General features: G+C 36.8%; 31 protein-coding genes and 2 rRNA genes. 11 read left to right on the top strand and 22 right to left on the bottom strand.

Going from position 1 to position 25674, the window contains the following annotated elements:
- A 23S ribosomal RNA gene (locus tag N2Z72_03475) occupies window positions 1–479 on the top strand; the annotation flags it as partial.
- A 53-nt stretch (window positions 480–532) separates the two neighbouring features.
- Window positions 533–641 (top strand): 5S ribosomal RNA (gene rrf / locus N2Z72_03470).
- Between the two features lie 32 nt (window positions 642–673).
- Here the strand turns inward: rrf and N2Z72_03465 are convergent.
- The 8 genes from N2Z72_03465 to N2Z72_03430 all read right to left on the bottom strand — a co-directional run bounded on the left by N2Z72_03465 (window position 674) and on the right by N2Z72_03430 (window position 6569).
- Window positions 674–1585: a dihydroorotate dehydrogenase gene (locus tag N2Z72_03465; protein ID MCX7696738.1), complete on the bottom strand. Its 912-nt coding sequence runs from the start codon at window positions 1583–1585 to the stop codon at window positions 674–676.
- A complete protein-coding gene (locus N2Z72_03460; GenBank protein ID MCX7696737.1) occupies window positions 1578–2372 on the bottom strand; it encodes a dihydroorotate dehydrogenase electron transfer subunit in 795 nt (264 codons plus the stop codon). Before N2Z72_03460 ends, N2Z72_03465 begins: the two co-directional genes overlap by 8 nt.
- Window positions 2356–2793 carry a DUF5606 domain-containing protein gene (locus tag N2Z72_03455; GenBank protein ID MCX7696736.1) on the bottom strand — a complete coding sequence of 146 codons (438 nt, stop codon included), beginning with the start codon at window positions 2791–2793 and terminating at the stop codon, window positions 2356–2358. Before N2Z72_03455 ends, N2Z72_03460 begins: the two co-directional genes overlap by 17 nt.
- A gap of 12 nt (window positions 2794–2805) precedes the next feature.
- Window positions 2806–3687, bottom strand: a complete 882-nt coding sequence (fabD, locus tag N2Z72_03450; protein ID MCX7696735.1) for an ACP S-malonyltransferase — start codon at window positions 3685–3687, stop codon at window positions 2806–2808.
- A gap of 38 nt (window positions 3688–3725) precedes the next feature.
- Entirely contained in the window at window positions 3726–4772 is a 1047-nt protein-coding gene (locus N2Z72_03445) for a hypothetical protein (protein ID MCX7696734.1), read from the bottom strand.
- Window positions 4773–4798: 26 nt separating this feature from the next.
- On the bottom strand, window positions 4799–5419 hold the full coding sequence (locus tag N2Z72_03440; GenBank protein MCX7696733.1) for a YiiX/YebB-like N1pC/P60 family cysteine hydrolase: 621 nt from the start codon (window positions 5417–5419) through the stop codon (window positions 4799–4801).
- A 68-nt stretch (window positions 5420–5487) separates the two neighbouring features.
- The gene (locus N2Z72_03435; protein MCX7696732.1) at window positions 5488–5901 is read right to left on the bottom strand and encodes a DUF2784 domain-containing protein; all 414 of its coding nucleotides are present in this window, start codon (window positions 5899–5901) and stop codon (window positions 5488–5490) included.
- Window positions 5898–6569 carry a SagB/ThcOx family dehydrogenase gene (locus N2Z72_03430; GenBank protein ID MCX7696731.1) on the bottom strand — a complete coding sequence of 224 codons (672 nt, stop codon included), beginning with the start codon at window positions 6567–6569 and terminating at the stop codon, window positions 5898–5900. Before N2Z72_03430 ends, N2Z72_03435 begins: the two co-directional genes overlap by 4 nt.
- 126 nt (window positions 6570–6695) lie before the next feature.
- On the opposite strand from N2Z72_03430, the gene N2Z72_03425 reads away from it, so the two are divergent.
- Genes N2Z72_03425 through N2Z72_03390 form a run of 8 tightly spaced genes read left to right on the top strand, consistent with a single transcriptional unit; the run spans window position 6696 to window position 12070 of the window.
- Complete coding sequence (locus N2Z72_03425) at window positions 6696–7685, top strand: aspartate-semialdehyde dehydrogenase (GenBank protein MCX7696730.1); 990 nt, start codon at window positions 6696–6698, stop codon at window positions 7683–7685.
- Window positions 7686–7692: 7 nt separating this feature from the next.
- Window positions 7693–8145 (top strand): GatB/YqeY domain-containing protein, encoded by a 453-nt coding sequence (locus N2Z72_03420; protein ID MCX7696729.1) that lies wholly within the window; start codon window positions 7693–7695, stop codon window positions 8143–8145.
- A gap of 3 nt (window positions 8146–8148) precedes the next feature.
- Window positions 8149–8601 carry a single-stranded DNA-binding protein gene (gene ssb / locus N2Z72_03415; GenBank protein ID MCX7696728.1) on the top strand — a complete coding sequence of 151 codons (453 nt, stop codon included), beginning with the start codon at window positions 8149–8151 and terminating at the stop codon, window positions 8599–8601.
- Between the two features lie 12 nt (window positions 8602–8613).
- Window positions 8614–9876 carry a CBS domain-containing protein gene (locus N2Z72_03410; GenBank protein MCX7696727.1) on the top strand — a complete coding sequence of 421 codons (1263 nt, stop codon included), beginning with the start codon at window positions 8614–8616 and terminating at the stop codon, window positions 9874–9876.
- Window positions 9857–10453: a gliding motility lipoprotein GldD gene (locus N2Z72_03405; GenBank protein MCX7696726.1), complete on the top strand. Its 597-nt coding sequence runs from the start codon at window positions 9857–9859 to the stop codon at window positions 10451–10453. Before N2Z72_03410 ends, N2Z72_03405 begins: the two co-directional genes overlap by 20 nt.
- A 53-nt stretch (window positions 10454–10506) precedes the next feature.
- On the top strand, window positions 10507–10893 hold the full coding sequence (gene rplU, locus N2Z72_03400; protein MCX7696725.1) for a 50S ribosomal protein L21: 387 nt from the start codon (window positions 10507–10509) through the stop codon (window positions 10891–10893).
- An 11-nt stretch (window positions 10894–10904) separates the two neighbouring features.
- Window positions 10905–11174 carry a 50S ribosomal protein L27 gene (rpmA, locus tag N2Z72_03395; protein MCX7696724.1) on the top strand — a complete coding sequence of 90 codons (270 nt, stop codon included), beginning with the start codon at window positions 10905–10907 and terminating at the stop codon, window positions 11172–11174.
- Between the two features lie 2 nt (window positions 11175–11176).
- Window positions 11177–12070, top strand: a complete 894-nt coding sequence (locus N2Z72_03390) for a cation diffusion facilitator family transporter (GenBank protein ID MCX7696723.1) — start codon at window positions 11177–11179, stop codon at window positions 12068–12070.
- Here the strand turns inward: N2Z72_03390 and folE are convergent.
- From folE to aspS, 14 genes are all read right to left on the bottom strand, one after another.
- Window positions 12054–12686, bottom strand: coding sequence for a GTP cyclohydrolase I FolE (folE, locus tag N2Z72_03385; protein MCX7696722.1), 633 nt, complete (start codon window positions 12684–12686; stop codon window positions 12054–12056). The genes N2Z72_03390 and folE overlap by 17 nt on opposite strands.
- A 23-nt stretch (window positions 12687–12709) precedes the next feature.
- On the bottom strand, window positions 12710–13138 hold the full coding sequence (locus N2Z72_03380) for a 6-carboxytetrahydropterin synthase (protein ID MCX7696721.1): 429 nt from the start codon (window positions 13136–13138) through the stop codon (window positions 12710–12712).
- Complete coding sequence (locus tag N2Z72_03375; protein ID MCX7696720.1) at window positions 13131–13325, bottom strand: hypothetical protein; 195 nt, start codon at window positions 13323–13325, stop codon at window positions 13131–13133. Before N2Z72_03375 ends, N2Z72_03380 begins: the two co-directional genes overlap by 8 nt.
- Entirely contained in the window at window positions 13322–14335 is a 1014-nt protein-coding gene (gap, locus tag N2Z72_03370; protein ID MCX7696719.1) for a type I glyceraldehyde-3-phosphate dehydrogenase, read from the bottom strand. The genes N2Z72_03375 and gap overlap by 4 nt, the downstream gene beginning before the upstream one ends.
- A gap of 69 nt (window positions 14336–14404) precedes the next feature.
- Window positions 14405–14947 (bottom strand): ATP-binding protein, encoded by a 543-nt coding sequence (locus N2Z72_03365; protein ID MCX7696718.1) that lies wholly within the window; start codon window positions 14945–14947, stop codon window positions 14405–14407.
- Entirely contained in the window at window positions 14928–15527 is a 600-nt protein-coding gene (pnuC, locus tag N2Z72_03360) for a nicotinamide riboside transporter PnuC (protein ID MCX7696717.1), read from the bottom strand. The genes N2Z72_03365 and pnuC overlap by 20 nt, the downstream gene beginning before the upstream one ends.
- Window positions 15524–15781, bottom strand: coding sequence for a hypothetical protein (locus N2Z72_03355; protein ID MCX7696716.1), 258 nt, complete (start codon window positions 15779–15781; stop codon window positions 15524–15526). The genes pnuC and N2Z72_03355 overlap by 4 nt, the downstream gene beginning before the upstream one ends.
- The gene (locus N2Z72_03350; GenBank protein ID MCX7696715.1) at window positions 15771–16397 is read right to left on the bottom strand and encodes a DedA family protein; all 627 of its coding nucleotides are present in this window, start codon (window positions 16395–16397) and stop codon (window positions 15771–15773) included. Before N2Z72_03350 ends, N2Z72_03355 begins: the two co-directional genes overlap by 11 nt.
- A 20-nt stretch (window positions 16398–16417) precedes the next feature.
- A complete protein-coding gene (locus N2Z72_03345; protein ID MCX7696714.1) occupies window positions 16418–17134 on the bottom strand; it encodes a glycosyltransferase family 2 protein in 717 nt (238 codons plus the stop codon).
- A gap of 587 nt (window positions 17135–17721) precedes the next feature.
- Window positions 17722–18066 (bottom strand): 50S ribosomal protein L20, encoded by a 345-nt coding sequence (gene rplT / locus N2Z72_03340; GenBank protein ID MCX7696713.1) that lies wholly within the window; start codon window positions 18064–18066, stop codon window positions 17722–17724.
- 67 nt (window positions 18067–18133) lie between these two features.
- On the bottom strand, window positions 18134–18328 hold the full coding sequence (rpmI, locus tag N2Z72_03335) for a 50S ribosomal protein L35 (protein MCX7696712.1): 195 nt from the start codon (window positions 18326–18328) through the stop codon (window positions 18134–18136).
- Between the two features lie 12 nt (window positions 18329–18340).
- On the bottom strand, window positions 18341–18856 hold the full coding sequence (infC, locus tag N2Z72_03330) for a translation initiation factor IF-3 (protein ID MCX7696711.1): 516 nt from the start codon (window positions 18854–18856) through the stop codon (window positions 18341–18343).
- 68 nt (window positions 18857–18924) lie between these two features.
- Window positions 18925–20862 (bottom strand): threonine--tRNA ligase, encoded by a 1938-nt coding sequence (thrS, locus tag N2Z72_03325; protein MCX7696710.1) that lies wholly within the window; start codon window positions 20860–20862, stop codon window positions 18925–18927.
- Window positions 20863–20930: 68 nt separating this feature from the next.
- Window positions 20931–22682 carry an aspartate--tRNA ligase gene (gene aspS, locus N2Z72_03320; protein MCX7696709.1) on the bottom strand — a complete coding sequence of 584 codons (1752 nt, stop codon included), beginning with the start codon at window positions 22680–22682 and terminating at the stop codon, window positions 20931–20933.
- A gap of 526 nt (window positions 22683–23208) precedes the next feature.
- Here aspS and N2Z72_03315 point away from each other — a divergent pair.
- Window positions 23209–25656 carry a DUF5686 and carboxypeptidase regulatory-like domain-containing protein gene (locus N2Z72_03315; GenBank protein MCX7696708.1) on the top strand — a complete coding sequence of 816 codons (2448 nt, stop codon included), beginning with the start codon at window positions 23209–23211 and terminating at the stop codon, window positions 25654–25656.
- Window positions 25657–25674: the final 18 nt, after the last annotated feature.

The following is a 25674-nucleotide window of genomic DNA, read 5'->3' as shown; positions in this document are numbered from 1 at the left end:
ATGGAAGGGCCATCGCTCAAAGGATAAAAGGTACGCTGGGGATAACAGGCTGATCCCCCCCAAGAGCTCACATCGACGGGGGGGTTTGGCACCTCGATGTCGGCTCGTCACATCCTGGGGCTGGAGAAGGTCCCAAGGGTTCGGCTGTTCGCCGATTAAAGTGGCACGTGAGCTGGGTTCAGAACGTCGCGAGACAGTTCGGTCCCTATCTGTGGTGGGCGTTGGAACCTTGAGGAGCGCTGTCCTTAGTACGAGAGGACCGGGATGGACACACCTCTAGTGTACCAGCTGTGGCGCCAGCTGCACCGCTGGGTAGCTATGTGTGGAATGGATAAGTGCTGAAAGCATATAAGCACGAAGCCTGCTCCAAGATGAGGGTTCCTTTAAGGGCCGTCGAAGACTACGACGTCGATAGGCTGCAGGTCTAAAGCCAGTAATGGCAAAGCCGAGCAGTACTAATAGCCCGAAACTTTCTTAATGAGAGGATGGATTTTCTTATGTTTCCTTCGCTGTTATGTCAAAATAAAGAAATTAGGGTGGCTATAGCGATGGGGCTCACCTCTTCCCATTCCGAACAGAGTCGTTAAGCCCATCAGCGCAGATGGTACTGCGTCCAGCGGGAGAGTATGTCGCTGCCCGTCTTATCATTAAAAACGGCTTTATGCCGTTTTTTTTATTTTTCTAATTTCCCTACGAGATCTCTTATTCGCTCAATGTTTTGCAATTCACAATAAGACAATATACCATTAAGTATTTTGATACTGGCAGTAGGATCCACAAAGTTAATGGTGCCGATCTGCACAGCTGTAGCTCCACATAAAAGGAAGGCAATCACATCTTCTGCTTTTGATATACCGCCAACTCCTACAATAGGGATCTTAACCGCTTTGCTACATTCATAAACCATTCTTAATGCAATGGGCAAAATGGCTGGACCTGAAAGACCTCCTGTAATGGTGGCCAAAAGAGGTTTTTTAGTTTTTACATCTACCATCATTCCAAGCAATGTATTTATGACTGAAATAGAATCTGCTCCTTCGTTCTCTGCTATTTTAGCGAAAACCTTAATGTCTGTAACATTAGGAGAGAGTTTAACCATGAGATGTTTGCTGTAAACTTTTCTTACTTCTCTTACCACCTGAGTAAGCATGGCTTCATTGATTCCGAAAGCAATCCCTCCTTCTTTGACATTGGGACAGCTAACATTTAACTCGATACCATCTACTTTTGAAAGTTCGTTCAACTCCTCTGCAACTTGAATATATTCTTCCAAGCTGGATCCAGCTACATTGACAAAAATCTTGCATTTATATTTGGTAAGTATAGGATATATTTCACTGATAAAATATTTAAGTCCTTTGTTTTGAAGTCCAATGGAGTTAAGCATACCAGAGGGAGTCTCTGCAATTCGAGGGTAAGGATTACCTTCTCTCTTATTAAGTGTGACCGATTTAGTAATAAATCCGCCTAATTCATTGATATTGATGAAATCGTCAAATTCAAAACCATATCCAAAAGTACCACTGGCTGTTAAGATAGGGTTTATTAATTCAAGATTACCAAGCTTTACACTTAAATCAATCATAGCTTAAATCATGAATATTGAACACAGGACCTTCAATGCAGGTACGTAGATTTCCGTATGTTGTTTTTACGATGCATCCCAAGCAAACACCAAAACCACAAGCCATGGTATGTTCGAGAGATACTTGTACTTTTATTTCACGTATAGTTTTAAAACGTTTCACTAACCATTTTAAAACAGGTTCAGGTCCACAAGCATATATTTTATTGAACTCTATTTTGTTTGAATTTAACCAAGGATGTTCGATGAGCAATCCCTTTTTTCCAAAAGAACCATCATCAGTCATGATTTCAATCTGACTTAGTTGATTTTTTATTTCATCAATTCTTAATATTTCTCTTTTGGTTTTTACACCGTATAAAAGTGACAATGAAACTTGGGGTGAGCTCCACGATTTGATGGCAAAATGTAGAGGTGCTATTCCAACACCTCCTGCGACAAATAAAACCCGATCTCCTTCTTGAGGTGGATCAAACCAATTCCCAAGGTAGAATAGCGTATCTACTTCATCACCTGGCTTGTAAGAAGCGATAGAACGAGTGCCCTCACCAATAATTTTTACCAGTATTTCTATCAGATGTAAATCATCGTTATAATCATGAACCGAAAAAGGCCTTCTCCACAGAACTTTAGCATTATCTTTTGCTCGGATTTGAACGAACTGACCTGGGCGTGGAATTTCGTTGACACCATCGGGAACTAGAAATTGTAGTAAGTGATATTGTTCAGTTATGGCTGTGTTGGAGACAAGAATTAATGAAGCCTGATGTTTAGGGGTTAGATTCATTGGAGAGAGGGGTTTGTTGTTGGTCCTCGTTTTCTTCGTTTATAAAATCAAAACCAGCATCAAACAAAATGTTGTACCAAGTGATGAATTTTTTTATGTCATTGGGATAAACCCTTTGTTTGTCCCATCCTGGCAACAATTCGTCCATAGTAGTAAAAAGTACTTGTTTATCTATTTTTGAGGGGAGGTGGATTTTATCTTTTTTCTTTTCATATACCATTTTAAAAGCATCTTTTAAAGGAATATCACCATCGGTCGTATAGATACTTACCATATCAAGTGCTGAAATACGTTGGTTGGGGAACACAGGTATGCGTTTCTTGTCGATGAGGCTTTCAACAATCATATTGCTTTTAGTATTGACTACTATCTTATATAAACCTGGTTTACCACCGATAGCTACGATATCTTTTAGTTTCATATTCCTTATGTTTTAGATACTAGCAGAAAAGGCAATAACCTCTGGAGAGATTTTTTTGATCAGACCTTGTAAGACGTTGCCGGGACCCACTTCGATAAATTCTTCTGCCCCATCGCGTACCATATTTTGGATGGTTTGGGTCCATCTTACAGGTGATGTTAGCTGAAGAATAAGATTGTTTTTAATGATGTCAGGATGTGTATATGGTAGCCCAGTTACGTTTTGATATATGGGGCATATGGGAGTCTGAAACGTTGTTTTTTCAATTTGCTCAGCTAGTTCGACTCTTGCTGGTTCCATGAGTGGGCTATGGAATGCACCGCCCACTTTAAGAGGAAGAACTCTTTTAGCTCCAGCTTCTTTTAATAGCTCAGAAGCTTTTTCGATGCCAGAAATTGAACCAGAAATAACTACTTGACCAGGACTATTATAATTAGCAGCAACGACTACTTCGTCGGTGATTTTTTGAAGAATTTCTTCAATTTGTTGGTCATCCAGTCCAAGCACTGCCGCCATGGTACTGGGTTGAAGGTCGCAAGCTTTTTGCATAGCAAGAGCCCTTGCATAAACCAACCGTAAACCATCCTCAAAACTTAAAGCTTTGGCAGCAACCAGTGCGGAAAATTCCCCTAGTGAATGTCCGGCTACCATGTCGGGTTTAAAATTTTCTAGGCAATAGGTCAAGATGACACTATGGAGAAAAATAGAAGGCTGCGTAATACGCGTTTGTTTCAAATCATCTTCGCTACCTTCAAACATGATAGCAGTAATGTCAAAACCTAAAATTTCGTTAGCTTTATGAAAATAATCTTTAGCAATCGAAAATTTATCGTACAAATCTTTACCCATTCCAGGATGTTGAGCACCTTGCCCAGGGAAAACGTAAGCTTTCATTTTTTTTGCAAACCTACGAAATTTTTAAAACGTAGACGTTATTGCTTTATCTTAAGTATGATAAGAGTTCTGTCCAACGCTTCAAAATTAACTATTCCACCACCCGTACCATAATTTCCTCCTTGGAATACCAAACGATAAGTATAAGTTCCTGGGGGTAAATTATCCTCAAGATATAATATAGGAACAGTTATGTTACCAGTTCCTACATTATCACTACCTAAAACATTTCCTGCTGCTATGGCCGATTCAGTTTTCCATACGTTTTGAATCTGAGTTGAAAAATTATCGTTAGAGCGTTGAAGCCATATGTGAAAACGAAGGGCGTTAGGAAGTGATGCTGCGTTCAAGGTACGAATGGAAACATTTCCCAAAATTAATAAAACAGCTTTTTCCCTTTGAAGACTATCTGTAAGAACAATAGACTTAGTGGTACCATGAATGACACAAGCGCGATTAACATCATTATAATCTACTAGAGATTGAGAATTTTCCCTAGTAGTTACACCCCCCACATTGGTAGGAAGATTTAAAGTAGGAGCACTTACCCATCCTCCTGGAGCAGGATTGCTAACGTTAGTAGTACACGGAATGCCCACTTTGGTACCAAATTGATTTACGAACCTTCCTAAAAAGCGAATATTACCTGAATCGGAGATCATAATACGTGGTGTAGCGTTGGTTGCTATATTAAGCCCTTTCAAATCGGATGTACCCACATAGTGTTGAGCAGGATTAGTTCCAGCGTTGCCCGCTAGTTCCCATGCTGGGTTAGAAACACCACCTGTACCAGTGTTGAAACGCACCCATTCCGTACCATTCCAATAGTAAAAGCCAGGAGTGACGTTGTTGATAGTTGCAATATTGTAAATTAGCAATCCTTCAGCAGGTGTTGGAACCGTAATTATATCAGTGGTAGATTGAAGTGATACTCGTGGAATAAGAAGACCTTTGGATGTTGAGCGTAGTTCTAGGAGTGCTGATGGGTCGGGTACAAATATTAAATCTCCAATCCCAACATTTTGGCATAATGCAAAAAATTTTCCCAAGTACCACAGAATAAGAAAAATCGAAATCTTTTTCATTTTTTTTCAAAGGTAGCATTAATATTTCAAAAAAATAAAGATTTTTTAATTTTTATTTTTTTTTCGTTTAACATTGAGCCGGGACTTAAACCGGGCTCTCCTTCGGGAATAGCTACGTTCATTTTTTTGAAATATTGAATCCATACTGAGTCTGTGGTTTGTGTGAGAGGGTCCTTAAAGGTCATGGGATATATGTGAAAGAAATGTTTTCCTTTTCTATCCCGAAAAAGTTCGTAAGCTAATTCACTGCAATAATATGCTTCATTGTTGAGAAGAAATATCGTGTCGTAAGGTTTCTTCAGGTAATGTAAAAAATTGGAAACGTGGTGACGATATTTTCTTGGCACTCTGCCTCTGAGGATATTCTCTTTTCCAGATCGTTCAATAAAATCTTCAAGAGGTGTCAGGCAAACACCTTTGCTAACGGCCTCGAGAATTTTATAGCCGGAGTCTGTTTTCACAACAATACCAACATGATTAAAGTGACGTCCTTGGAAGCTTGGTGTTACTCTATTGATAGCATCACATAAAGCTCCACAATCAATATACTGAAAAAGCAAATCTCCTTGCTTTATTTTTAGTTTCTGGGCACTTAAGTATGCTGAAAATATTAATTCGATGGTAAGCAAATAAATGTTGAAACGCATAACGCTTGCTTTTTGCGATCAATATTAAAAAAAGTAAATGCTTTGCAATATTCAAAATAATCAACCGATTAACCTTTTGTTTGTTGTTTTAACATCTTAGCCTTTAAGATCCATTTTCTTACCTGAAGATATGTGCTGATACCATACGCAATGAGAAATCCGATTAAAGTAATCATATCCATGATGAAAGAAGGTACTTGAATTCCCGTAATGCTTCTAAATAGAAAAGCCGTATAGGAACTTTCTAGCATCGGTTTTCCTAAGGCATAACGAATTTCCCAATGCCAGTCTGTGCAAAAGCAATAGCCCCAGCCATACCATATTCCTAAAATAAACCACGAGAAAGCAGTGGCTTGTAGTGTCAGAAAATTTAGAAACCTAGTTTTTTTGAACATCCAACCAAACAAATTAAATGCAATCAAAAGGGTATGAAAGATTATGAAAAAAAAATCTAAAATTAGAAGTAATAAATATTGGTTCATGGTTTTCTCCCAATTGGCATGATGTACATAGGTTCTTCTTTGATTTGCAATAATTTTTTTACGTCGGCATCATCGAAGGCTCCGATGACTACAGTTCCCATCTGAAGTGCTTCGCATTGCAAATGAATGTTTTGCCCGCAATGACCTACTTCCATGTAGACATAACGTTCTCCTCTTTGACCATAATAACGCATAGTTTTCTGGAAATCGGCTGCAATGATAATACTAGCAGGCGCGTGTAAAATATAATCTTGCTGTAAAGATGCTTCAGTAAGTGATTTTCTAAGATCTTTCTGGATAAGTAATTTGATGGAGTGAGTGTATGGATCATAACGATAAAGACCGGTGTGAAGCGATTGAACTTCGCCTGCCAAAAGATAAATGACAAGAGGGTATGTAGCCCCAGCTGAAGGACATGTTTTTTTGCGGCCTTCCGTAACCCCGTAGGCTGCCCAAAGAATTTGCGAAACTTCTTCCAAGGTTAGAGAATCATTCTTGTAGTGTCTTATTGATCTTCGCTTGAATAGAGCTTCTTCAACACTCATGTTTCCTGTTTTACGAGGGAGAGGTAATACAATTTCACGGGTGTTATTTTGCATAGACTGACATTTTGCCGACATGGTGGAAATCAATAATAATGGAAAGGCAATAAAGAATTTCAGTTTCATGAAATAAATATACGTAGTTTTTAAAAACTTGGATAAATAAATGGATAGTTTGTTTCAATGTTACAAGTCGATTTTTTGCACATATAAAATTGCAAAAAATTAATGTACATTTGCATAAAATAAGTTATGAAGCTTTGCATCGTAGGTGCTACAGGTCTGGTGGGAAGAGAAGTTTTTGAAGTGTTGAATGACTACAACTTGACTTTTGAGAAGATTATTCCCGTAGCATCTGCCAGATCTGTAGGAAGTGAAATTTTTTTCAACAAAGAACCCCTTATAGTAAGGGATATTGAAACGGCTTTGGTAGAAAAACCAGATATAGCCATATTTTCTGCAGGGTCTGAAGTGTCGGCTGATTATGCACCAAGGTTTGCTGAGCAGGGATGTTTCGTAGTGGACAATAGTTCTTATTGGCGAATGCATGAAAATATTCCCCTTGTTATTCCTGAAATTAATGCACATTTGATTAATACAGATACTAGAATTATTAGCAATCCGAATTGTTCGACAATTCAGATGGTACTAACTCTCTCTCGCATATATCAGATTTGCGGCATACGTCGAATTGTTGTTTCAACATACCAAAGTGTAACAGGAACTGGTATGGCAGCTGTAAGACAACTCATGGGAGAGCGCAACCAAGAAATGGTTGAAAAAGCATACCCATACCCTATTGATATGAATTGCTTACCACATGCAGGTAAGTTTTTACCTAACGGTTATACCACCGAAGAGGAAAAACTTATTCATGAAACAAGAAAAATTTTTCAAGATTCAAGCATAGAGGTCTCACCTACAGTAGTTCGGGTTCCTGTCATTGGAGGGCATTCAGAATCGGTCAACGTTGAATTACGTTCTCCTTGCTCCCTTGAAATGTTCAAACAATTAATTGCTGAAACCCCGGGAGTAGTCCTGCAGGATGATCCCATAAATAATGTTTATCCTATGCCTCTCTACGCTAAAGATCGCAATGAAGTGTTTGTAGGTCGTGTACGTCAAGATCCATTTCGTGAAAATACGTTTAACCTTTGGATCGTTGCAGATAACCTTCGTAAAGGTGCTGCTACCAATGCCGTCCAAATTGTTAAGTATATTATCGATCATATTTTAAAATAATGCAACCATGTCGTTGATAGATCAGGTAAGTAAGGATATCATGCAGGAAATGAAGAATCAAAACCATCGAAAGCTCGAAGCATTGCGAGCCATCAAAGCAGCCTTATTACTAGAGAAAGCCTCTGGCTCTAAAGACATCTCCCGAGAGAAAGAACTGCAGATATTGCAACGCTTGCTCAAACAACGTTTGGAAGCCGCTGAAATCTTCAAAAACGAAGGAAGAAATGACCTGTATGAGAAAGAAATGTTTCAGGCAGAAATCATTAAATCCTATCTGCCCGCCATGCTTTCAAAGGAAGAAATTGAAGCACGCGTAAAGGACATTGTGCAACGAGTAGGTGCTACGTCGATGAAAGACATGGGTAAAGTCATGAGCGTAGCACTCCAAGAAATGGCTGGTCAAGTGGATAATAAAATGCTTTCCGAAATAGTAAAGGCAATTTTATCATCAAATGTATAACTTATGAAGGGATTTAATAAAGTAATTTTAGCAGGTAATGTCGGACGTGATCCTGAAATTCAATCTTTTGATGGAAGAAAAAGGGCTACTTTTTCACTGGCTACTACCGACAGATACAGAGATAGAGATGGTCTCATCAAAGAAAATACTGAATGGCACAATATTGTGGTGTGGGGCAATCTGGTGGAGATTGTAGAAGGTTTTGTCCGCAAGGGGTCTCCACTTCTTGTTGAAGGCAGAATTCGCTATAGGGAATACGATGACAAAGACAATGTTAGAAGACGCATTACAGAAATATTGGTAGATTCCCTTATTTTGCTAGGAAATAAACAAGATGGAGCTACTGCCATGGCTCAAGCAGAAAACTACGGTAAATCCACCAATGATGATATTTCAGCTCAGAATGATCAATTATTAGAAGATTTCGGTTCTGAAGATGACGATTTGCCTTTTTAGTATCTAAAAAACATGGAATTTTTTTTAGCAACCCTGAGCCTTAGTTTTATATTGCTTATTCTTAGTTTGTTACGTATATCTGAAAATGGCTTTTTTCGGCTTAATTTACAAAGTTTTGAAGGGAAAAAACTTGGTTTTTTCGATGCTTTAGCACGAAAATTTGTTCAAGAACCCGTTTTTTTGCTCATTTCATTTAACATATTGAAGTTGGTTTTTATTATTGCTGGGCTTCTTAATATTCTATTTCTTATGACTATTTTTTTTGAGTTAAACGAATACTTGATATTGTATGTTTTTACGGCATCCTTAGTATTGTACTTTATATTTCTTGAATGGATTCCTTTTTTCTTTTTGAGATCAAATGCATTGATGTGCTTTAAAATGTCTTTTTTCTTGCTTTTACCTCTTGAGTGGGGGATAAGACTCTTTTTTTTCTTTTTCCCGTTTTCACGAAAACATTATTCAGACCGGCTGGGGAAAAAAGATGTAATTTCCTTACACGACATTGGAGAAGCTATAGCCCATGCTGAAATGGACAATAAGGAAGAAGAAGTTGAACGTCAGTGGATAAAGGGTGTACTGAATTTCAGAGATCTTGAAGTAAGTGATGTAATGCGAGCTCGCTTGGATATTGTTGCTATAAATGCCACATGGTCTTTTCAAGATGTTCTTCGTTTGATGATTAACGCAGGTTATTCTCGTTTTCCAGTCTATGAGGATAATCTAGATAACATTATAGGTGTCATTTATCTGAAAGATCTTATTTCATTATTGCCAGAAAATCAAGCAAATTGGAAAAGTAAGATACGAGAACCTTTTTTTGTACCTGAAAACCTCAAACTTTCCAAATTACTTATCAGTTTTCAGCAAAGAAAAATTCATATGGCTATTGTCGTAGATGAATACGGAAGCACGAGTGGCTTGGTTACGATGGAGGATATTCTAGAAGAAATAGTAGGAGAAATTGACGACGAACATGATCAGGAAAGTGATCAAATTTATGCCAAAAAAGTGGATGATGATACCTACATTTTTGATGCTAAAATTCCTCTCCATGATTTTTTAAAAATTACTCATTTTCCTGATGATTTTTTTGATGGTATGGATGAGGAAGTAGAGACTCTCGCTGGGGTTTTACTTCTTCTTAACGGAGATTTTCCTTCTAAAAATCAAATCATTCCTTTTAAGAATGTCACTTTTACCGTTTTGAGCATGTTTGATTATCGAATTGGAAATGTAAAGATGACTATTCAACATGAAGACAACAAAGATTAATGTTTTATACTTCATTTTCATCATACTTGCCATGTTAGGATTTGGATGCAAGAAAACACCTCAGATTTTTCCTAAGCCATATGGCTATTTTAGGTTGCAGTTACCTCAGGAAAAATGGGTCTTCATCGATTCTATTCCTTTTTTTACTTGCTCCATCCCGAATTATGCATATTTTGAGAAAAAAACTTCCAAGGAACCCACAGCTTTTTGGTGGGATTTAGTATTTCCTGTTTTTAAAGCTCGAGTAAATTTAAGCTATCGTCCTGTAAGGGGTAATTTTCCTCAATTGGCCGAAGATGCAAGAGATTTTGTATATAAGCATATTCAAAAAGCTAATAACATCATTGAAAATCCTATCTTGAGCTACGACAAAAAAATGTTTGGAATGACTTACCACATAGAAGGTCAAACTGTAGCTTCACCTTTTCAATTTTATGTAAGTGATAGTACGAAGCATTATTTAAGAGGTGCACTTTATTTTGAACATGTTCCTAACAATGATTCCATCAGTCCTTTTATTGAAAGAACTATTCAAGATATAGAAAAAATTATCAATACCTTACGCTGGAAAAAATAATATTTGATTATTAAATTTTTTATAACTTTGCAAACCTATAAAACGAGGCGAATATGTTTGCTATTATTGAATTAGAAGGAACTCAGTATAGGGTAGCTCCATCCTCTATTTTATACGTTAATCGAATGAATTCAGAAGTAGGTCAAATCGTTGATATACCTCAGGTTCTTTTGCTCAATAAAGATAAAGAAATTGAAATTGGTAGACCCTATGTTGAGAAAACCATTGTTCGGGCAAGAGTGCTTGAACATTTAAAAGGAGACAAAGTACTGGTTTTTCACAAGAAACGGCGTAAAGGTTATAAGAAATTAAATGGTCATCGTCAATACCTTACAAAACTTGAAATAATTTCTTTCTTGCAAAATGAAAAAGAAATAGTAGTTGAAACAACAAAGAAAAATTCCACAAGAAAATCAGAGGAATCTTCTTCAACAGAATAAAATAGGGCGTTATGGCACACAAGAAAGGAATGGGAAGTACCCAGAACGGTCGTGAATCTGAAAGCAAACGGTTAGGTATAAAGATCTACGGCGGTCAATTTGCCAAAGCAGGTAATATCATAGTCCGACAGCGAGGCACAAAACATTATCCGGGCGAAAACGTAGGAATGGGTAAAGATCATACATTATTTGCTCTCGTGGACGGTATCGTTTATTTTAAAAAGACTCGTAATGATCGCTCTATAGTCAGTGTCAAGCAAATTGAAAAAGCAGGATCCTAAGAATGGATCAAAATTTTCAGCAGAAAAGATATAAGCTCGCTCAAGGAGCAGCTTTTTTGTCTATAACTATTAATGTTCTTTTGTTTGTCATAAAATTCATTGTAGGTAAGCAGTCTTACTCTGTTGCTCTTGTTTCTGACGCATGGCATACACTAAGTGATAGTCTATCTTCTATAGTTTTAATGGTAGGTTTGTTTTTTTCTAACAGACCCCCAACTAAAAAATATCCCTTTGGATTTGGCCGACTCGAAAATATCGTTGGCATCTTCATTGCTTTCATTCTTTCCATTGTTGCTTATGATTTTCTTCGTACTAGCTACGAAAGGATGATACACCATGAACAGGCTAATTTTGGACTGTCTGCTATCATTGTAACTATATTCTCAATTGTTGCTAAAGAAGCCATGGCTCAGTATACTTTTTATGTTGCTCGTAAAACAGATAATGAAGCTGTAAGAGCTGATGCATGGCATCACAGGAGTGATGCATTATCTTCGGTCGTCGTCCTTGCTGGAATTTTTCTTCAAAGTTACGTGTGGTGGATAGACAATGTACTGGGTGCAATGATTGCAATAATTTTATTCTATGTTTCCTACGATATAACAGCTAGATCTATACAAAAGCTGCTCGGAGAAGAAATTCCAGAACAAGTACTTGAAAAATTAAAGCAAACTATAGCGGATGTTTATCCAGAGAATGTCTACCCTCATCATTTTCATTTGCACACTTATGGGAAACATAAGGAATTGACTTTTCACATCAGGCTTCAAGGACACATATCTTTGGATGAGGCTCATGCTGTAGCTAATCATTTGGAAAATAAACTAAAGCAGCAATACGACATGGAAGTAACAGTTCATGTGGATCCTATACCAAAGATTAATGATGTAAGTTGACCCCAATCAGGTGCATGAATTCAGCACGGGTTTCAGCCCTTTTGAAGGCACCGGTAAAGTCAGAAGTAGTCGTAACACTGTTTTGTTTTTGAATGCCTCGCATCATCATACAAAGATGATGAGCTTCAATAACCACAGCTACGCCAAGAGGATTAAGTGTTTTCTGGATACAGTCCTTTATTTGTGTTGTAAGTCTTTCTTGTACTTGTAACCTTCTAGCAAAAGCATCAACAACACGAGGGATTTTGCTGAGACCTACCAGATATCCATTTGGAATGTAAGCTACGTGGGCTTTACCGAAAAATGGTAACATGTGATGTTCGCACATGCTATAAATTTCTATGTCTTTTACAATTACCATTTCACGGTAATCCTCTCTAAACATTGCCGATTTGAGGATTTGTTCGGGATTGGCGTAGTAGCCGTGAGTTAAAAATTGCAAAGCTTTAGCAACACGTTCAGGCGTCCGACGCAAACCTTCTCTTTCTGGATCCTCCCCAATAAGTCTTAAAATTTCTTTGTAATGAAAACTCAATTTCTCGATGGTTTCTTCATCGTATTGATCGATACGTGTATAACCTTCCACAAAATTGTCTAGAAGGTTTTCATGTTTCATAGCAGGACTCATACGATTGCTATTTATTCACCAAAATATTCAACTACATTATTTTCCGTTTCAAATAATTTTATGCTATGAAGCATTACATTTGGGTATTTTTTTTCTAAAGCACATTTTAAAGTCTTCCAAATTGCTATAGCTAAATTTTCTGTCGAAGCAAGTTTTCCCATCATAAATGGTACTTCTAGATTCATGTTTTTGTGATCGATTTTTTCAATAACTTCTTCTCTGATGAGTTGAGATAAGTCTTTAAGATTCATTAGCATACCAGTTTTAGGATCAATTTTCCCCTTTACTGTTACGTATAAAGTGTAGTTATGTCCATGCCACAAAGGATTTGAACATTTACCAAAAATTCTTTCATTTTCTTCATTGGTGAGATCTTCTCTGAAAAGCCTATGAGCTGCATTAAAGCTTTCGCGTCGAGTAATGTAAATAAATTCAGACATGGTGGCAATGTTCTGTTTGTCCGTCGCACTGGCAAGGAATAGGTTTGCCATCCTTACTTAGCGAAGATGCACAATATTTTCTAAATTCTCCATTTTTTTTGAAAATTACCTTAACTGCAAAAAAGAGAAAAGCTGCAGCAAGAAAAATAATAGAAATAAGCAGAAGTATAAGTATTTTGGGCATCATGATAACTTGGACATTTTGACAATGAGTTCAGCTAATCGATTAGAATAACCCCACTCGTTGTCGTACCATGCTATGACTTTAACGATTTTTCCGTCGATCACCTGAGTAAGTAAAGCATCAAATATAGAAGAGTGGGGGTTGCCTATGATGTCGACACTTACGAGTGGATCTTCTACGTACTGTAAAATATTTTTAAGTTCATTTTCGGCTGCATATTTCATAGCAGCGTTAATTTCTTCTTTTGTAGTGGTTTTTTTAAGAGTGGCTGTCAGGTCTACTACGGAACCATCTGGCACAGGTACGCGCATACTGATTCCATCCAACTTGCCAGCTAACTCAGGAATTACTAGCCCAATGGCCTTAGCTGCTCCAGTACTTGTAGGTATAATAGAAAGCCCGGCAGCTCTAGCTCTTCTTAAATCTTTATGAGGAGCATCTAAAATAATTTGATCATTCGTGTATGCATGAATTGTATTCATAAATCCATGTTCAATTCCAAAATTTTCATGAAGTACTTTCACGACAGGAGCAAGACAATTGGTTGTACAGCTGGCATTGCTTACGAAAATATGAGAGGGAAGTAACATGTGATCGTTCACACCTAAAACAATAGTAACGTCGACATCTTCTTTTTTGTCGGATGGAACACTTAGTGCAACTTTTTGAGCACCAGCTTTTATGTGTTTTTCCAAGTCAGCTCGTTTTCTGAATTTACCTGTGCATTCTGCAACTATTTCTACACCGTAATCTTTATGAGGAATTTCTGCAGGGTCTTTCTTAGCAAAGACGGGAATTTTCTTGTCATTTAAGATAAGGTGTTGCTCATCATATTCAATTTTTCCATGATATTTTCCGTGAACAGAATCATATTTCATTAAATGAGCTAAAACCTTTGGTTCTGTCAGATCGTTGATAAGTACCACTTCAATATCTTCGGGAAAACGCTCAAAGGCACGATACAACATTCTCCCGATACGACCAAAACCATTAATGGCTATTTTTTTCTTCATAAGGCTGATGTCTTTATTGTCACACAAAGATAGTTTTTTTTCAAGCACAAACACGAAACATGTTTTAAATTATCGATTCGATTTAGTAAGCATAGGAATTCTTTTACTGATAGCATGGATTGCATTAAGCAAACGATCATAACCGAGCCCTTGAATGATTTCAACTGATTCGTAGTATTCAAAGATCTGATGGTAATATAGATTCCATAGTTCTTCTCGTTGTTGAGGGTGTTCTCGCTGCGGATCGTATTCCCACGGGATATCGATGTAACACAATAAAACGAGATCGTATGTTCTTTTTTTTATTTCTTCTAAGATCCACTGATGGCATTTTCCATATTTAAATTCACACCAAATTTTCGTTACAAGTAGCTCAGTATCAAGAAAAACAAGAGGTGCTTTGAGGGTAGCTTCATCTTCTAACTTCATTTGCTGTTGGGCAATGTAAAGGATATCTTCGTATTGATAAGGGCGTTGGAGGCGGTCCAGGTATTCACGTGCAAATTCAGGTACCCATATTGTACGATAGTATTCTGCCAATTGTTGGGCAAGTGATGTTTTTCCAGTACTTTCGGGACCTGTAATAGCTATCTTAATGTTTTTTTTCTTCATGGGATAATTTTAAGTCTCTAACCCACGTCCAATATCCAACTACAGCTAATATGCATAATGCCATGAAAAGGATCATGGTTGGATACAATCCTTTGTAGAAATATAATCCAACATAAATAAGATCCGCCACAATCCAAACAAGCCAATTTTCAATTTTTTTTCTAGCTAACATCCATGTAGCAGTAAAACTCAAAGCAGTAGTCAGTGCATCTAAGTAGGGAACATCACTGATGGTATGGTAATTAAGAAAATAAATTAAGGCTATAAAAGTCCCCGCAGCGAACAAACCATAAAAGATTAAATCTTTTTTAGATATCCAACTAGCAGGAACGGAGGAATTCTTGTTATTAGGATTTCCTCTCCACCAATAATACCAACCATAAACAGAAACTCCTGCGTAATAACACTGTAAAAGCATATTAGCAAAAAGTTTTGCTTGAATGTAGACTACGATGTACATGATGACCATAACGAGACTTACAGGCCAGTATAGGCGATGTTGTTTGATTTGAAGATAGATCGAAACAAAACCTAATAGAGCAGCGACGATTTCAAACCAGTTTTCATGAAGATAATTCATATGTTTGGATAACTATCGCATCGCGCGTTGATGACTTTCATAACAAAAACAGCATGAGGTTCTTTCATAGCTCTCTTAAGTTCAACCGTAATTATGTTCATGACTTCTTCATAATTTCCAAAAATTTGAGTACTCATGCCATTAGTTACAGTTTTAATGTGGGGGTACTTTTTTAATGCTCGGATAAAGTTTTCTATTCTTTCAAGAAATTTATCAGAAAGAGGATAATAAGAAATTTCAATGCTAATTTCCATATGATTTTTTCGTGTATGATTTTACAATTTTGTACGCATAGTAGGCGATGATTAAAAGAATGACAGCAAGAACGATAAGATCGACGATGTGGCTGTAATGCATAATTTCAGACCAGCGCTGGCGCAATTCAAAGCCTGCCCATGCCAAGAACATATTCCACATGGTTGCACCAATAGCGGTCATGATAATAAAAGTAAGAAAATTCATCTTGCCCGTTCCAGCAGGGATGGAAACCACATGCCTAATGACGGGAATAAAACGACAGACAAAAATGGTTATAGCACCATATTTTTGAAAAAACCTTTCGGTGAGTTGGAGGTGTTTTTCTTCAATCAGAAAATATCGTCCGTATTTTTTAACAAGAGGAATTCCACCCCAATAGCCAATAGCATAACTTAAGGATGACCCAACAATACTTCCTAAGGTTGAAGCAACCAAAACCCCCCACCAGTGCATCGTTCCGTCCGAGATGTTGAAACCAGCAAATGGCATAACAGCTTCGCTCGGGACAGGAAAAAACATACTTTCCATCGCCATTAAAACAAATACTCCTACGTAGCCTGTGACAGAAATCAAATGCACTGCAACACCTACAATCCACTCGGTAATTCCCATTTTTCTTGCAAAAATAAGTTTTATTTAATCTGCAAATAGGAGATCTTAACTAATTTCCACTTATGAAGTCTATACTGTATCGCAGTTTTAAGCACACCCAGACCATAACGGACACTTCTTGAGAAATTTATACTGGAAGCATCAGGAAAGTAATAAGTCGGGCAAGTTATTTCTGCAATATCATATCCGGCCATGAAAATTTGAGCAATAATTTGATTATCGAATACGAAATCATCGCTGTTGAGATGGTATGGTATTTTTTTGAGTACCTCTGCCGAGTAAGCACGAAAACCGGTATGATATTCAGAAAGTTTTTTCCCCATAATCAGATTTTGAATCCATGTAAGAAGGCGATTAAAAACGTATTTGTATAAAGGCATACCCCCTTTTAAGGCACCGTTTCCGAGTATACGTGATCCAAAAACAACTGGATAAACTCCCTGGGCTATCGTATATATCATGCTGGGTATAAGTTTGGGCGTATATTGGTAATCAGGGTGAAGCATGACAATAATATCCGCGCCTAATTCAAGAGCCCTGTCGTAACAAGTCTTCTGATTCCCTCCATATCCCTTGTTTTTTTCATGGCGAATAATATGTCGAATGCCCAAGTTGTGAGCCACCTCGATGGTTCTATCCTGACTAGCATCATCCACAAGGATGACTTCATCCACCATGTCGTGTGGAATTTCAGCATAAGTGAGTTGTAATGTTTTTTCAGCATTATAAGCAGGCATGACTACAATAACTTTTTTCCCAAGTATCATGTGAGTACTCAACAAAGACAAATATACCAAAAACTTCTTTTGAGATATAGAAAAAGAGTATAGTTATTTGTAAAATAAAAAATAACCTTTTTAAGGTATTAGCAACAGTCCTTTAGCATCTTGAGTCATTCATTTCATTTTTATATAAACTCTCAGCTTTGTTGATCTTTTTTCGGTGAAATATAGAGATATGAAAAATTAATGCTCTATGAATACGCAATGGGCAAAAGTTAGGGCGTAGTCGAGATAAGATATTATCTTTTGTGCGACAGTAGAGCAGTATTTTAGTGAGTGGAATATATTCTTCTGGGGGTGTGGTGCATTCTTTTCTTAATCGTCGTTAAAATGATTGTTGTACTATCCTACTGGTAGTAATTGTATTGAATTGCCAAGCACTATAAAATTGAAGTTTCTTTTTATTTATTCACTGGTTCTAATTATTGAAATATCTTTTGATATACGAGTGAGGGAAAACTAATAATTTTCATGAAAAAAACTTATAAGCATAAAACCCACTTTTTCTAGGCTTTATGCTTATATAAATTTAAAATTTACATTTATTTTACAGCTTCGACAACGGCTTTAAATGTTTCAGGTTCATTCATGGCTAGGTCAGCCAATACTTTTCGATTGAGTTGAATTTGAGCTTTTTGAAGTTTACCCATAAATTCGGAATAAGAAAGACCAAAGGGTCTAACACCTGCATTAATACGAACAATCCACAATCGTCGAAAATTATGTTTTTTTGTTTTTCGGTCGCGATAAGCATAAGTAAGGCCTTTTTCCCAACGGTTCCTTGCAACTGTCCAGACGTTCTTATTTCTTCCCCAATATCCACGGGTACGCTTAAGAATTTTTTTTCTTCTTTCCCTCGATGCTACATGATTAACTGCCCTTGGCATAGCTTTTTCCTCCTTTCATTTGATGTTCGGCGGTTCTAGTGAACACTTTTGGAGCCGAAACATGGTTTTACATTAACAACATGTCTTTTACGGCAGGAATATTAGCTTTATCCACAACCGTAAAATACGTCAAATTCCTTTTTCTTTTCTTTTCTTTTTTGGTCAGGATGTGACTTTTAAAAGCATGCTTGCGCATAATCTTTCCTGTACCTGTAATTTTAAAACGTTTCTTAGCACTTGACTTTACTTTTAATTTGGGCATATCAGTTCGTTTTTATTTTCTGGGTGCAATAATCATGATCATTCTTTTTCCTTCCAATTTTGGAAGACTTTCTACTTTTCCATATTCGGATAAAGCGTCTGCAAATTTAAGCAAAATCATTTCACCACGATCTTGATATAAAATAGTTCTTCCCTTGAAAAAGACATCCACTTTCACTTTATTTCCTTCCTTTAAAAAGTTGATGGCATGCTTAAGTTTAAATTCGAAATCATGGTCATCAATATTAGGAGAAAGTCGTATTTCTTTAACAGTAACCTGAACAGTTTTAGCTTTTTGTTCCTTGAGCTTACGCTTTTTTTCATAAATGAATTTACTGAAATCTTGTATTTTGCATACTGGAGGATTAGCTTGTGGAGCAATCTCTATAAGATCCAAGCCTAACTCATCTGCTATTCTTAGAGCTTCTTTAATAGGGTAAATTCCATTCTGAACATTATCTCCTACAAGTCTCACCTCTGGTGCTTTTATTTCCTCATTGATTCTATATTCATCTTCTAATCTGTGAATTTTTTTATTTTTTCCTGTTGGTACTTGTGGTGCTATGGCTGTATCCTCCTATATTTTTGGTTGAACATTCATGACATTAATTCTTCTTGGAGAAGATTGTTGAAAAATGAAATGAAATCCTCTACCTTCATGCTTCCCATATCTCCTAAACCATGACGACGAACAGATACTTTTCCTTCTTTTTCTTCCTTTTCTCCCACAATAAGCATGAAAGGGATTTTTTGCAATTCTGCATCGCGTATTTTTTTACCGATTTTCTCGGATCTGTCGTCCAATTCACAGGCAATATTTTCTTCTTGCAGCAAAGATATAACTTTTTTTGCGAACAAAACAAATTTTTCGCTGATAGGTAAAACAGAAACTTGTACGGGAGCTAACCACACTGGAAAGTTTCCTGCGGTATGTTCGAGAAGCACAGCAACGAAACGCTCCATAGACCCAAAGGGTGCACGATGAATCATAACAGGACGATGCTTTTGATTATCCTGTCCAATGTATTCAAGTTCGAAACGTTCAGGAAGATTATAATCTACTTGAATAGTACCTAATTGCCACTTACGACCAATGGCGTCTTTAACCATAAAATCTAGTTTTGGACCGTAGAAAGCAGCTTCTCCGGGAACAACAACAGCTGATAAGTTCATTTCTTGAGTTGCCTCAATTATTGCTTTTTCAGCTTTCTCCCAGTTCTCCGGACTACCGATATATTTCTCACGGTTGTTAGGATCATGAGTGGAAATTTGTACCTGATAGTCATAAAATTTTAAAGTTTTAAAAATATATAAAACTATTTCAATTACTTTTTTAAATTCATCTTTCAATTGATCAGGGGTACAAAAGATATGGGCATCGTCTTGCGTAAAACCACGTACTCGTGTGAGCCCATGCAATTCACCACTTTGTTCGTAGCGATATACAGTACCAAACTCTGCCAATCGTAATGGCAAATCTCTATAACTGCGGGGTTTGTTGGCGTAAATTTCGCAATGGTGAGGACAGTTCATAGGCTTGAGGAGAAATTCTTCTCCTTCATTTGGTGTTGTTATAGGTCTGAAAGAATCTTTTCCATATTTTTCCCAATGTCCTGAAATGATGTATAGCTCTTTCTGCCCAATATGAGGAGTGATCACTTGTTGGTAACCATAACGACGTTGAATTTTTTTAAGAAATTGTTCTAACCTTTCACGAATGATGGCTCCTTTCGGTAGCCAAAGTGGTAAACCAGAACCTACGCGTTGACTAAACATGAAAATTTCCAAATCTTTCCCAAGCTTCCTATGGTCGCGTTTTTTGGCTTCTTCTAATTGTTTTAAAAATTCTTCAAGCATGGAAGTTTTGGGAAAGGTAATACCGTAAATTCTAGTTAACATAGGCCTTTTTTCGTCGCCTCGCCAATAAGCACCAGCAATATTAAGCAACTTAACAGCTTTGATTTTAGAGGTATCTGACAAATGTGGCCCTCGACATAGATCTACAAATGTACCAGATTCATAAAAAGTTATTTGTCCATCTTCCAAGTCCTCTATTAATTCCAATTTGTAAGGATCGTTTTTTTGAGTAAAATAATTGATAGCATCATGCTTGCTTACTTCTTTGCGTTTGAATGTTTGATTCTGTTTGGCAAGCTCCAGCATTCGAGTTTCAATACTGGTCAAATCAGCTTCGCTGATTTGATATTGCTGAAAATCAATATCGTAGTAAAAACCGTTTTCGATAGCGGGACCTATCCCAAATTTAACTCCGGGAAAGAGTTGCTCAACTGCTTCGGCCATGAGGTGTGCTGATGAATGCCAAAAGGTGGCTTTTCCCTCATCATCATCCCAAGTGAGAATGCAAACCTTAGCATCAAAAGGGATAGGACGTGTAAGATCCCATACTTCATCGTTTACTTTAATGGCAAGAGCTTCATTATGTAGTTTTTGGCTTAATCTTAATGCAATGTCTGCACCAGTTGGTGGAACTTCAAACTCAAGTGTTTTTTCATCAGGTAATGTAATTCGTATCATGATGGAATGATTTTTTGAATCACAAAAGTACAAAAAACCAGTGGGCTATTGGTTTAAGATGATAAGCATTATGTTTTTTGATTCGAAATAGCAATATGAAGTTCCTTAAGTTGTCGTTCTGAAATAGGGGAAGGAGCATTGCTCATGAGTTCTTTTCCAGCATTATTTTTAGGGAAAGCAATCACATCACGTATGGAAGGAGTGTTGAGCATCAGTGAAATAATGCGATCAAAACCAAAAGCAATACCACCATGAGGCGGAACACCGTATTGAAATGCTTCTAGAAAAAAACCAAATTGTTCTTCTATATCTTTTTTAGAAAGTCCTAGCGCTTTGAACATTCTTTCTTGAAGTGCAGCGTCGTGAATTCGAATACTCCCTCCGCCGACTTCCACGCCATTGATAACCATGTCGTACGAATTGGCTTTTACTCGGGCAGGATCTATTTCCAAAAGATGCTCGTCTTCTTGTCGTGGTGAAGTGAAAGGATGGTGCATGGCAACGAAGCGTTGTTCTTCTTCATCCCATTCAAGCAAAGGAAAATCTGTTATCCATATCCCTTTATAAGATTTTTCTGGTATGAGATCAAATTCTTGGGCAAGGTGTAATCGTAGGCTCCCAGCTACTTTGAAAACATCGGGATAACTTCCGGCAAAAAGAAAAGCAATGTCACCAGGTTTCGCACTAATTTTTTCTAATATTGTTCTGATAAATTCTTCTGAAAAACTTGATACTGAGCACTTGAAACTTCCGTCTTCATTCCATTTGATCCACACAAAACCTTTACCGCCTACTTGTGGACGCTTTGTCCAATCGTTTAACTGATCAATTTTCTTTCTGGGTAGTTGAGCTTGTCCTTGGAGAACTAACCCAATGATGTGATCTGCTTGATCAAAAATGAGAAATTGTTGTCCTTTTGCTACATCAGTAATTTCTATAAGCTGCATGTCAAATCGTAAGTCAGGTTTATCAGTTCCATATTTCCGCATAGCAATTTCATATGGAATTCTTGGAAAATCTTCAAGATCAATATTTAAAATACGTTTAAAAAGATGTTTTATCATTTGTTCGAAAGTCTGCATTACAATCTCTTGATCTACAAATGCCATTTCACAGTCGATCTGAGTAAATTCTGGTTGACGGTCAGCTCTCAGATCTTCATCCCTGAAACAGCGAACGAGTTGAAAATATTTGTCAAATCCAGCAATCATTAAAATTTGTTTGTACTGCTGAGGAGATTGCGGAAGAGAATAGAAATGTCCAGGATGTAAACGTGAAGGTACAACAAAGTCACGAGCTCCTTCGGGTGTACTACGTATCAGAAATGGAGTTTCTATTTCTATGAAACCTTGGTTTGAAAGGTAATTTCTTATTTCAAGAGCAACCTCGTGCCTGAAAACCATGGCATCATGAAGAGGTTTACGACGTAGGTCCAAATATCTGTATCGGAGTCTCAATTCTTCGTTTCCATCTGTATCGATTTCGATGGTAAAAGGCGGGGTTTGAGCGGCTGAAAGAACTCTGAGAGAAATCACTTCCACCTCAATGTCGCCTGTGGGAAGGTGAGGATTTTTATTAATTCTTTCTCTTACCTTTCCTTCGACTTGAATGACAAATTCTCGTCCCAGTTTTTTGGCTTCTTCGAAAAGGACTTCGTTAATTTCGGGCAAGAAAACCAGTTGTGTGGTACCGTAATGATCACGTAAATCAATAAAAATAAAATTCCCAAAAGATCGAATGTGATGAACCCATCCAGCCAATACTACTTTTTTTCCTACATCCTTTAGACGTAATTCCCCACAAGTATGTGATCTATACATTTTTTGTGCGAAAGTATGAACAAATTTTGAGTTTTGGTGAGGAAAATTTTTTTCGTTAGTTAAAAAAATGAAATATAGTCGAGATTTTGCGATAGATCTCTGTAAGGCATTATACTCTTTAATGGAAACTTTAGCTAATGCGGCAGGGTTATTAAATAAGAATAATGAAGTGAATCAATTGAAATTATGTTTACACCTGTTTTAGTATACATCCTTTATGCGATTCTGTGATTTGTCCTCTTATGCTCAGAAAGCAATTAGATGGTACACCATGAATGTATAATTAAGCTGATGCTTTCTTTGCCACAGTGGGAAAGTACTAATCTCCATGCATCGGAAAGCATAAGTATATGCTTGAAGTGGAGAAACTAGGTTTTATTCAATCATGCTATCATGTTGCTTAATAATATTTTGAAGGTTTAAAATAATGTAAGTAAATTAGGATTTATAAGAAATAAACCGTTTATCGCGATGAATAATGGAAATTTTTTTTGTTTTAACTTTGTTGTAACTTATTCCATAGAAAATGAGATATTTATTTTTTTTATGGGGAATAGGGGTTTACATGTTGATGCAGGGTCAAACCATTCGCATCCTTGGTCATGTACGTGATTCACTAACAGGAGATCCTATTCCTTTTGCTAATGTCATGCTTAAAGGAACTAATGTGGGTGCCATTACTGACTTCGATGGCGATTTCAGAATCGAAACTTCTGTCAATGCCGATACTTTGGTTGTAAGTTATTTAGGATACAAAAAGAAGTTAGTTCCAATTAAAATGCAATTTCAGGAAATAACCATATATTTAGTGCCTACCGATTATATGCTCAAGGAAGTTGTCATTCTTCCAGGCGAAAATCCAGCCATACCAATTCTTAAAAAAGTTTTAGCAAACAAAAAAAGAAATTCATTCGAACGAATACGTTTTTACGAAGTCGAAGTATACAACAAACTTGAAGTTGACATTAATAACATCAATAATGAAAAGAAAAGTCCACGCCTTCTTAAACCGTTTGAATGGGTGTTAGATTATGCTGATACTTCGTTGGAGAATGGAACAGTTTATCTTCCTCTTTTCATTTCCGAAAGTGTTTCGAAACTATATTATCGTTATTTTCCACGATCAAAGCGGGAATTCATAGAAGCTGTTAAGATATCCGGTATAGAAAATCAGAGTGTCTCTCAGTTTCTCGGAAACATGTATCAGGAAATTAATATTTACGATAATTTCATTACTATTTTGGATAAAAATTTTGTTTCCCCCATTGCTGATGTGGCACAATTGTATTACAAATACTACCTGGTTGATAGTATGTATGTAGATAGTATTTGGTGTTATAAAATTATGTTCAAACCCCGGAGAGAGCAAGAATTGACTTTTAGTGGTACGTTTTGGGTGGCCACCCCATCTTATGCCATTAAAAAAGTTGAAATGAAAATTTCTTCTGAGGCAAATATCAATTTTATCAACGCACTTTTTATTCAGCAACATTTTACCGCCATTCAAGATTCATCTGTATGGGTCCCTACTCGTGAGCAAGTTATTGTTGATTTTAATCTTTTTCAGAATAATCAAAAAATAATTTCTGGTTTTTTTGCACGAAAAAATACATATTATCGAAATTATGTCATTGGGCAGCCTCGTGAAGACGAATTTTATCTCAACCCTAATAAAGTTATTTTTTTGCCAGATTTCATGGAAAAATCTTCTGAATACTGGGACAAAATAAGACCTGATACGTTATCAGCTCGTGAAAAACAAATTTATTCAATGGTCGACAGTCTTAAAAAACATCCGGTTTTTAAATTTTACTACAATCTCGTCCAGACTTTTTCAAGTGGTTTCTATCCATTGCTTTATGTTGAAATAGGCCCCTATGCTTCTCTTGTAAGTTTTAATGCCATAGAAGGAACACGTATGCGTGTGGGCGGACGTACTTCTCCAAATTTTTCTAAGAAATTGCGACTATGGGCTTATTCAGCTTACGGGACAAAAGACAAGGATTTTAAGTATGCCGGTGGATTTTTATATGTTTTTAAGAAAAATCCTCGTCGTACGCTCAGTTTTAATTATAAGCATGATTATGAACAACTTGGAATTAGTCCTTCTGGTTTCAGAGAAGATTTCATACTTGCAACGCTTTTCACTCGTCAGTCATTGAGCAAACTAACCATGGTCAATCAATGGCGTTTACAAAACGAATACGAGTGGTTTCCAGGATTTATGACCACTTTTCGTTTTGTGAACAGAGAAATTTTTTCTCTCGACAATCAACCTTTTTCATTTTTGGAGGGTACTCAAGAAAACTTAACTAACAGCGAAATCACTTTTGTCCTACGTCTTGCTTATAAAGAGAAGTTTCTATATAACGATTTTAACCGGATGAGCATGGGATCTACTTTTCCAATTATTCAATTTCAATACAGTCGTGGTGTGAAAGATTTATTTCATGGAGATTTTTCTTATCATAAGTTACAATTTTCATGGAATGATTGGTTTAATGTTGGAAACTTGGGTTGGTCAAAGTATATCATTGAAGCTGGAAAAATTTTTGGACGATTACCTTACCCTTTTCTCTTTATTCATCCTGGAAATGAAACATATTTTCTCGATGAGACGGCTTTCAACATGATGAATTATTTTGAATTTATTTCAGATTCCTGGATTAGTTTCTATTATATACATCGATTCGATGGTTTATTTTTAAACTATTTTCCTTTGTTAAAAAAGTTAAAATGGCGTGAATTAATTTGGGTAAAAGGGTTAGCTGGTACCATGTCTCAAAAAAATCTCTCCTTTTCAAGTTTTCCAACATATACTTATACTTTATCTAAGCCTTATTTTGAGGCAGGTATAGGTATTGAAAATATTTTTAAGTTTTTCCGTATAGATGGGGTGTGGAGGTTCTCATACCTAGATCATCCTCGTGTTTCTCGTTTTCAGCCGTTTTTCACTGTTCAGGCATTTTTCTGATATCTTTTGAAAATGTGA

This window comes from Bacteroidales bacterium (genome assembly GCA_026418905.1).
GTDB lineage: Bacteria > Bacteroidota > Bacteroidia > Bacteroidales > DTU049 > JAOAAK01.
The sequence above is the reverse complement of the archived record's forward strand: the minus strand, read 5'-3'. Positions and strand labels throughout refer to the sequence as shown.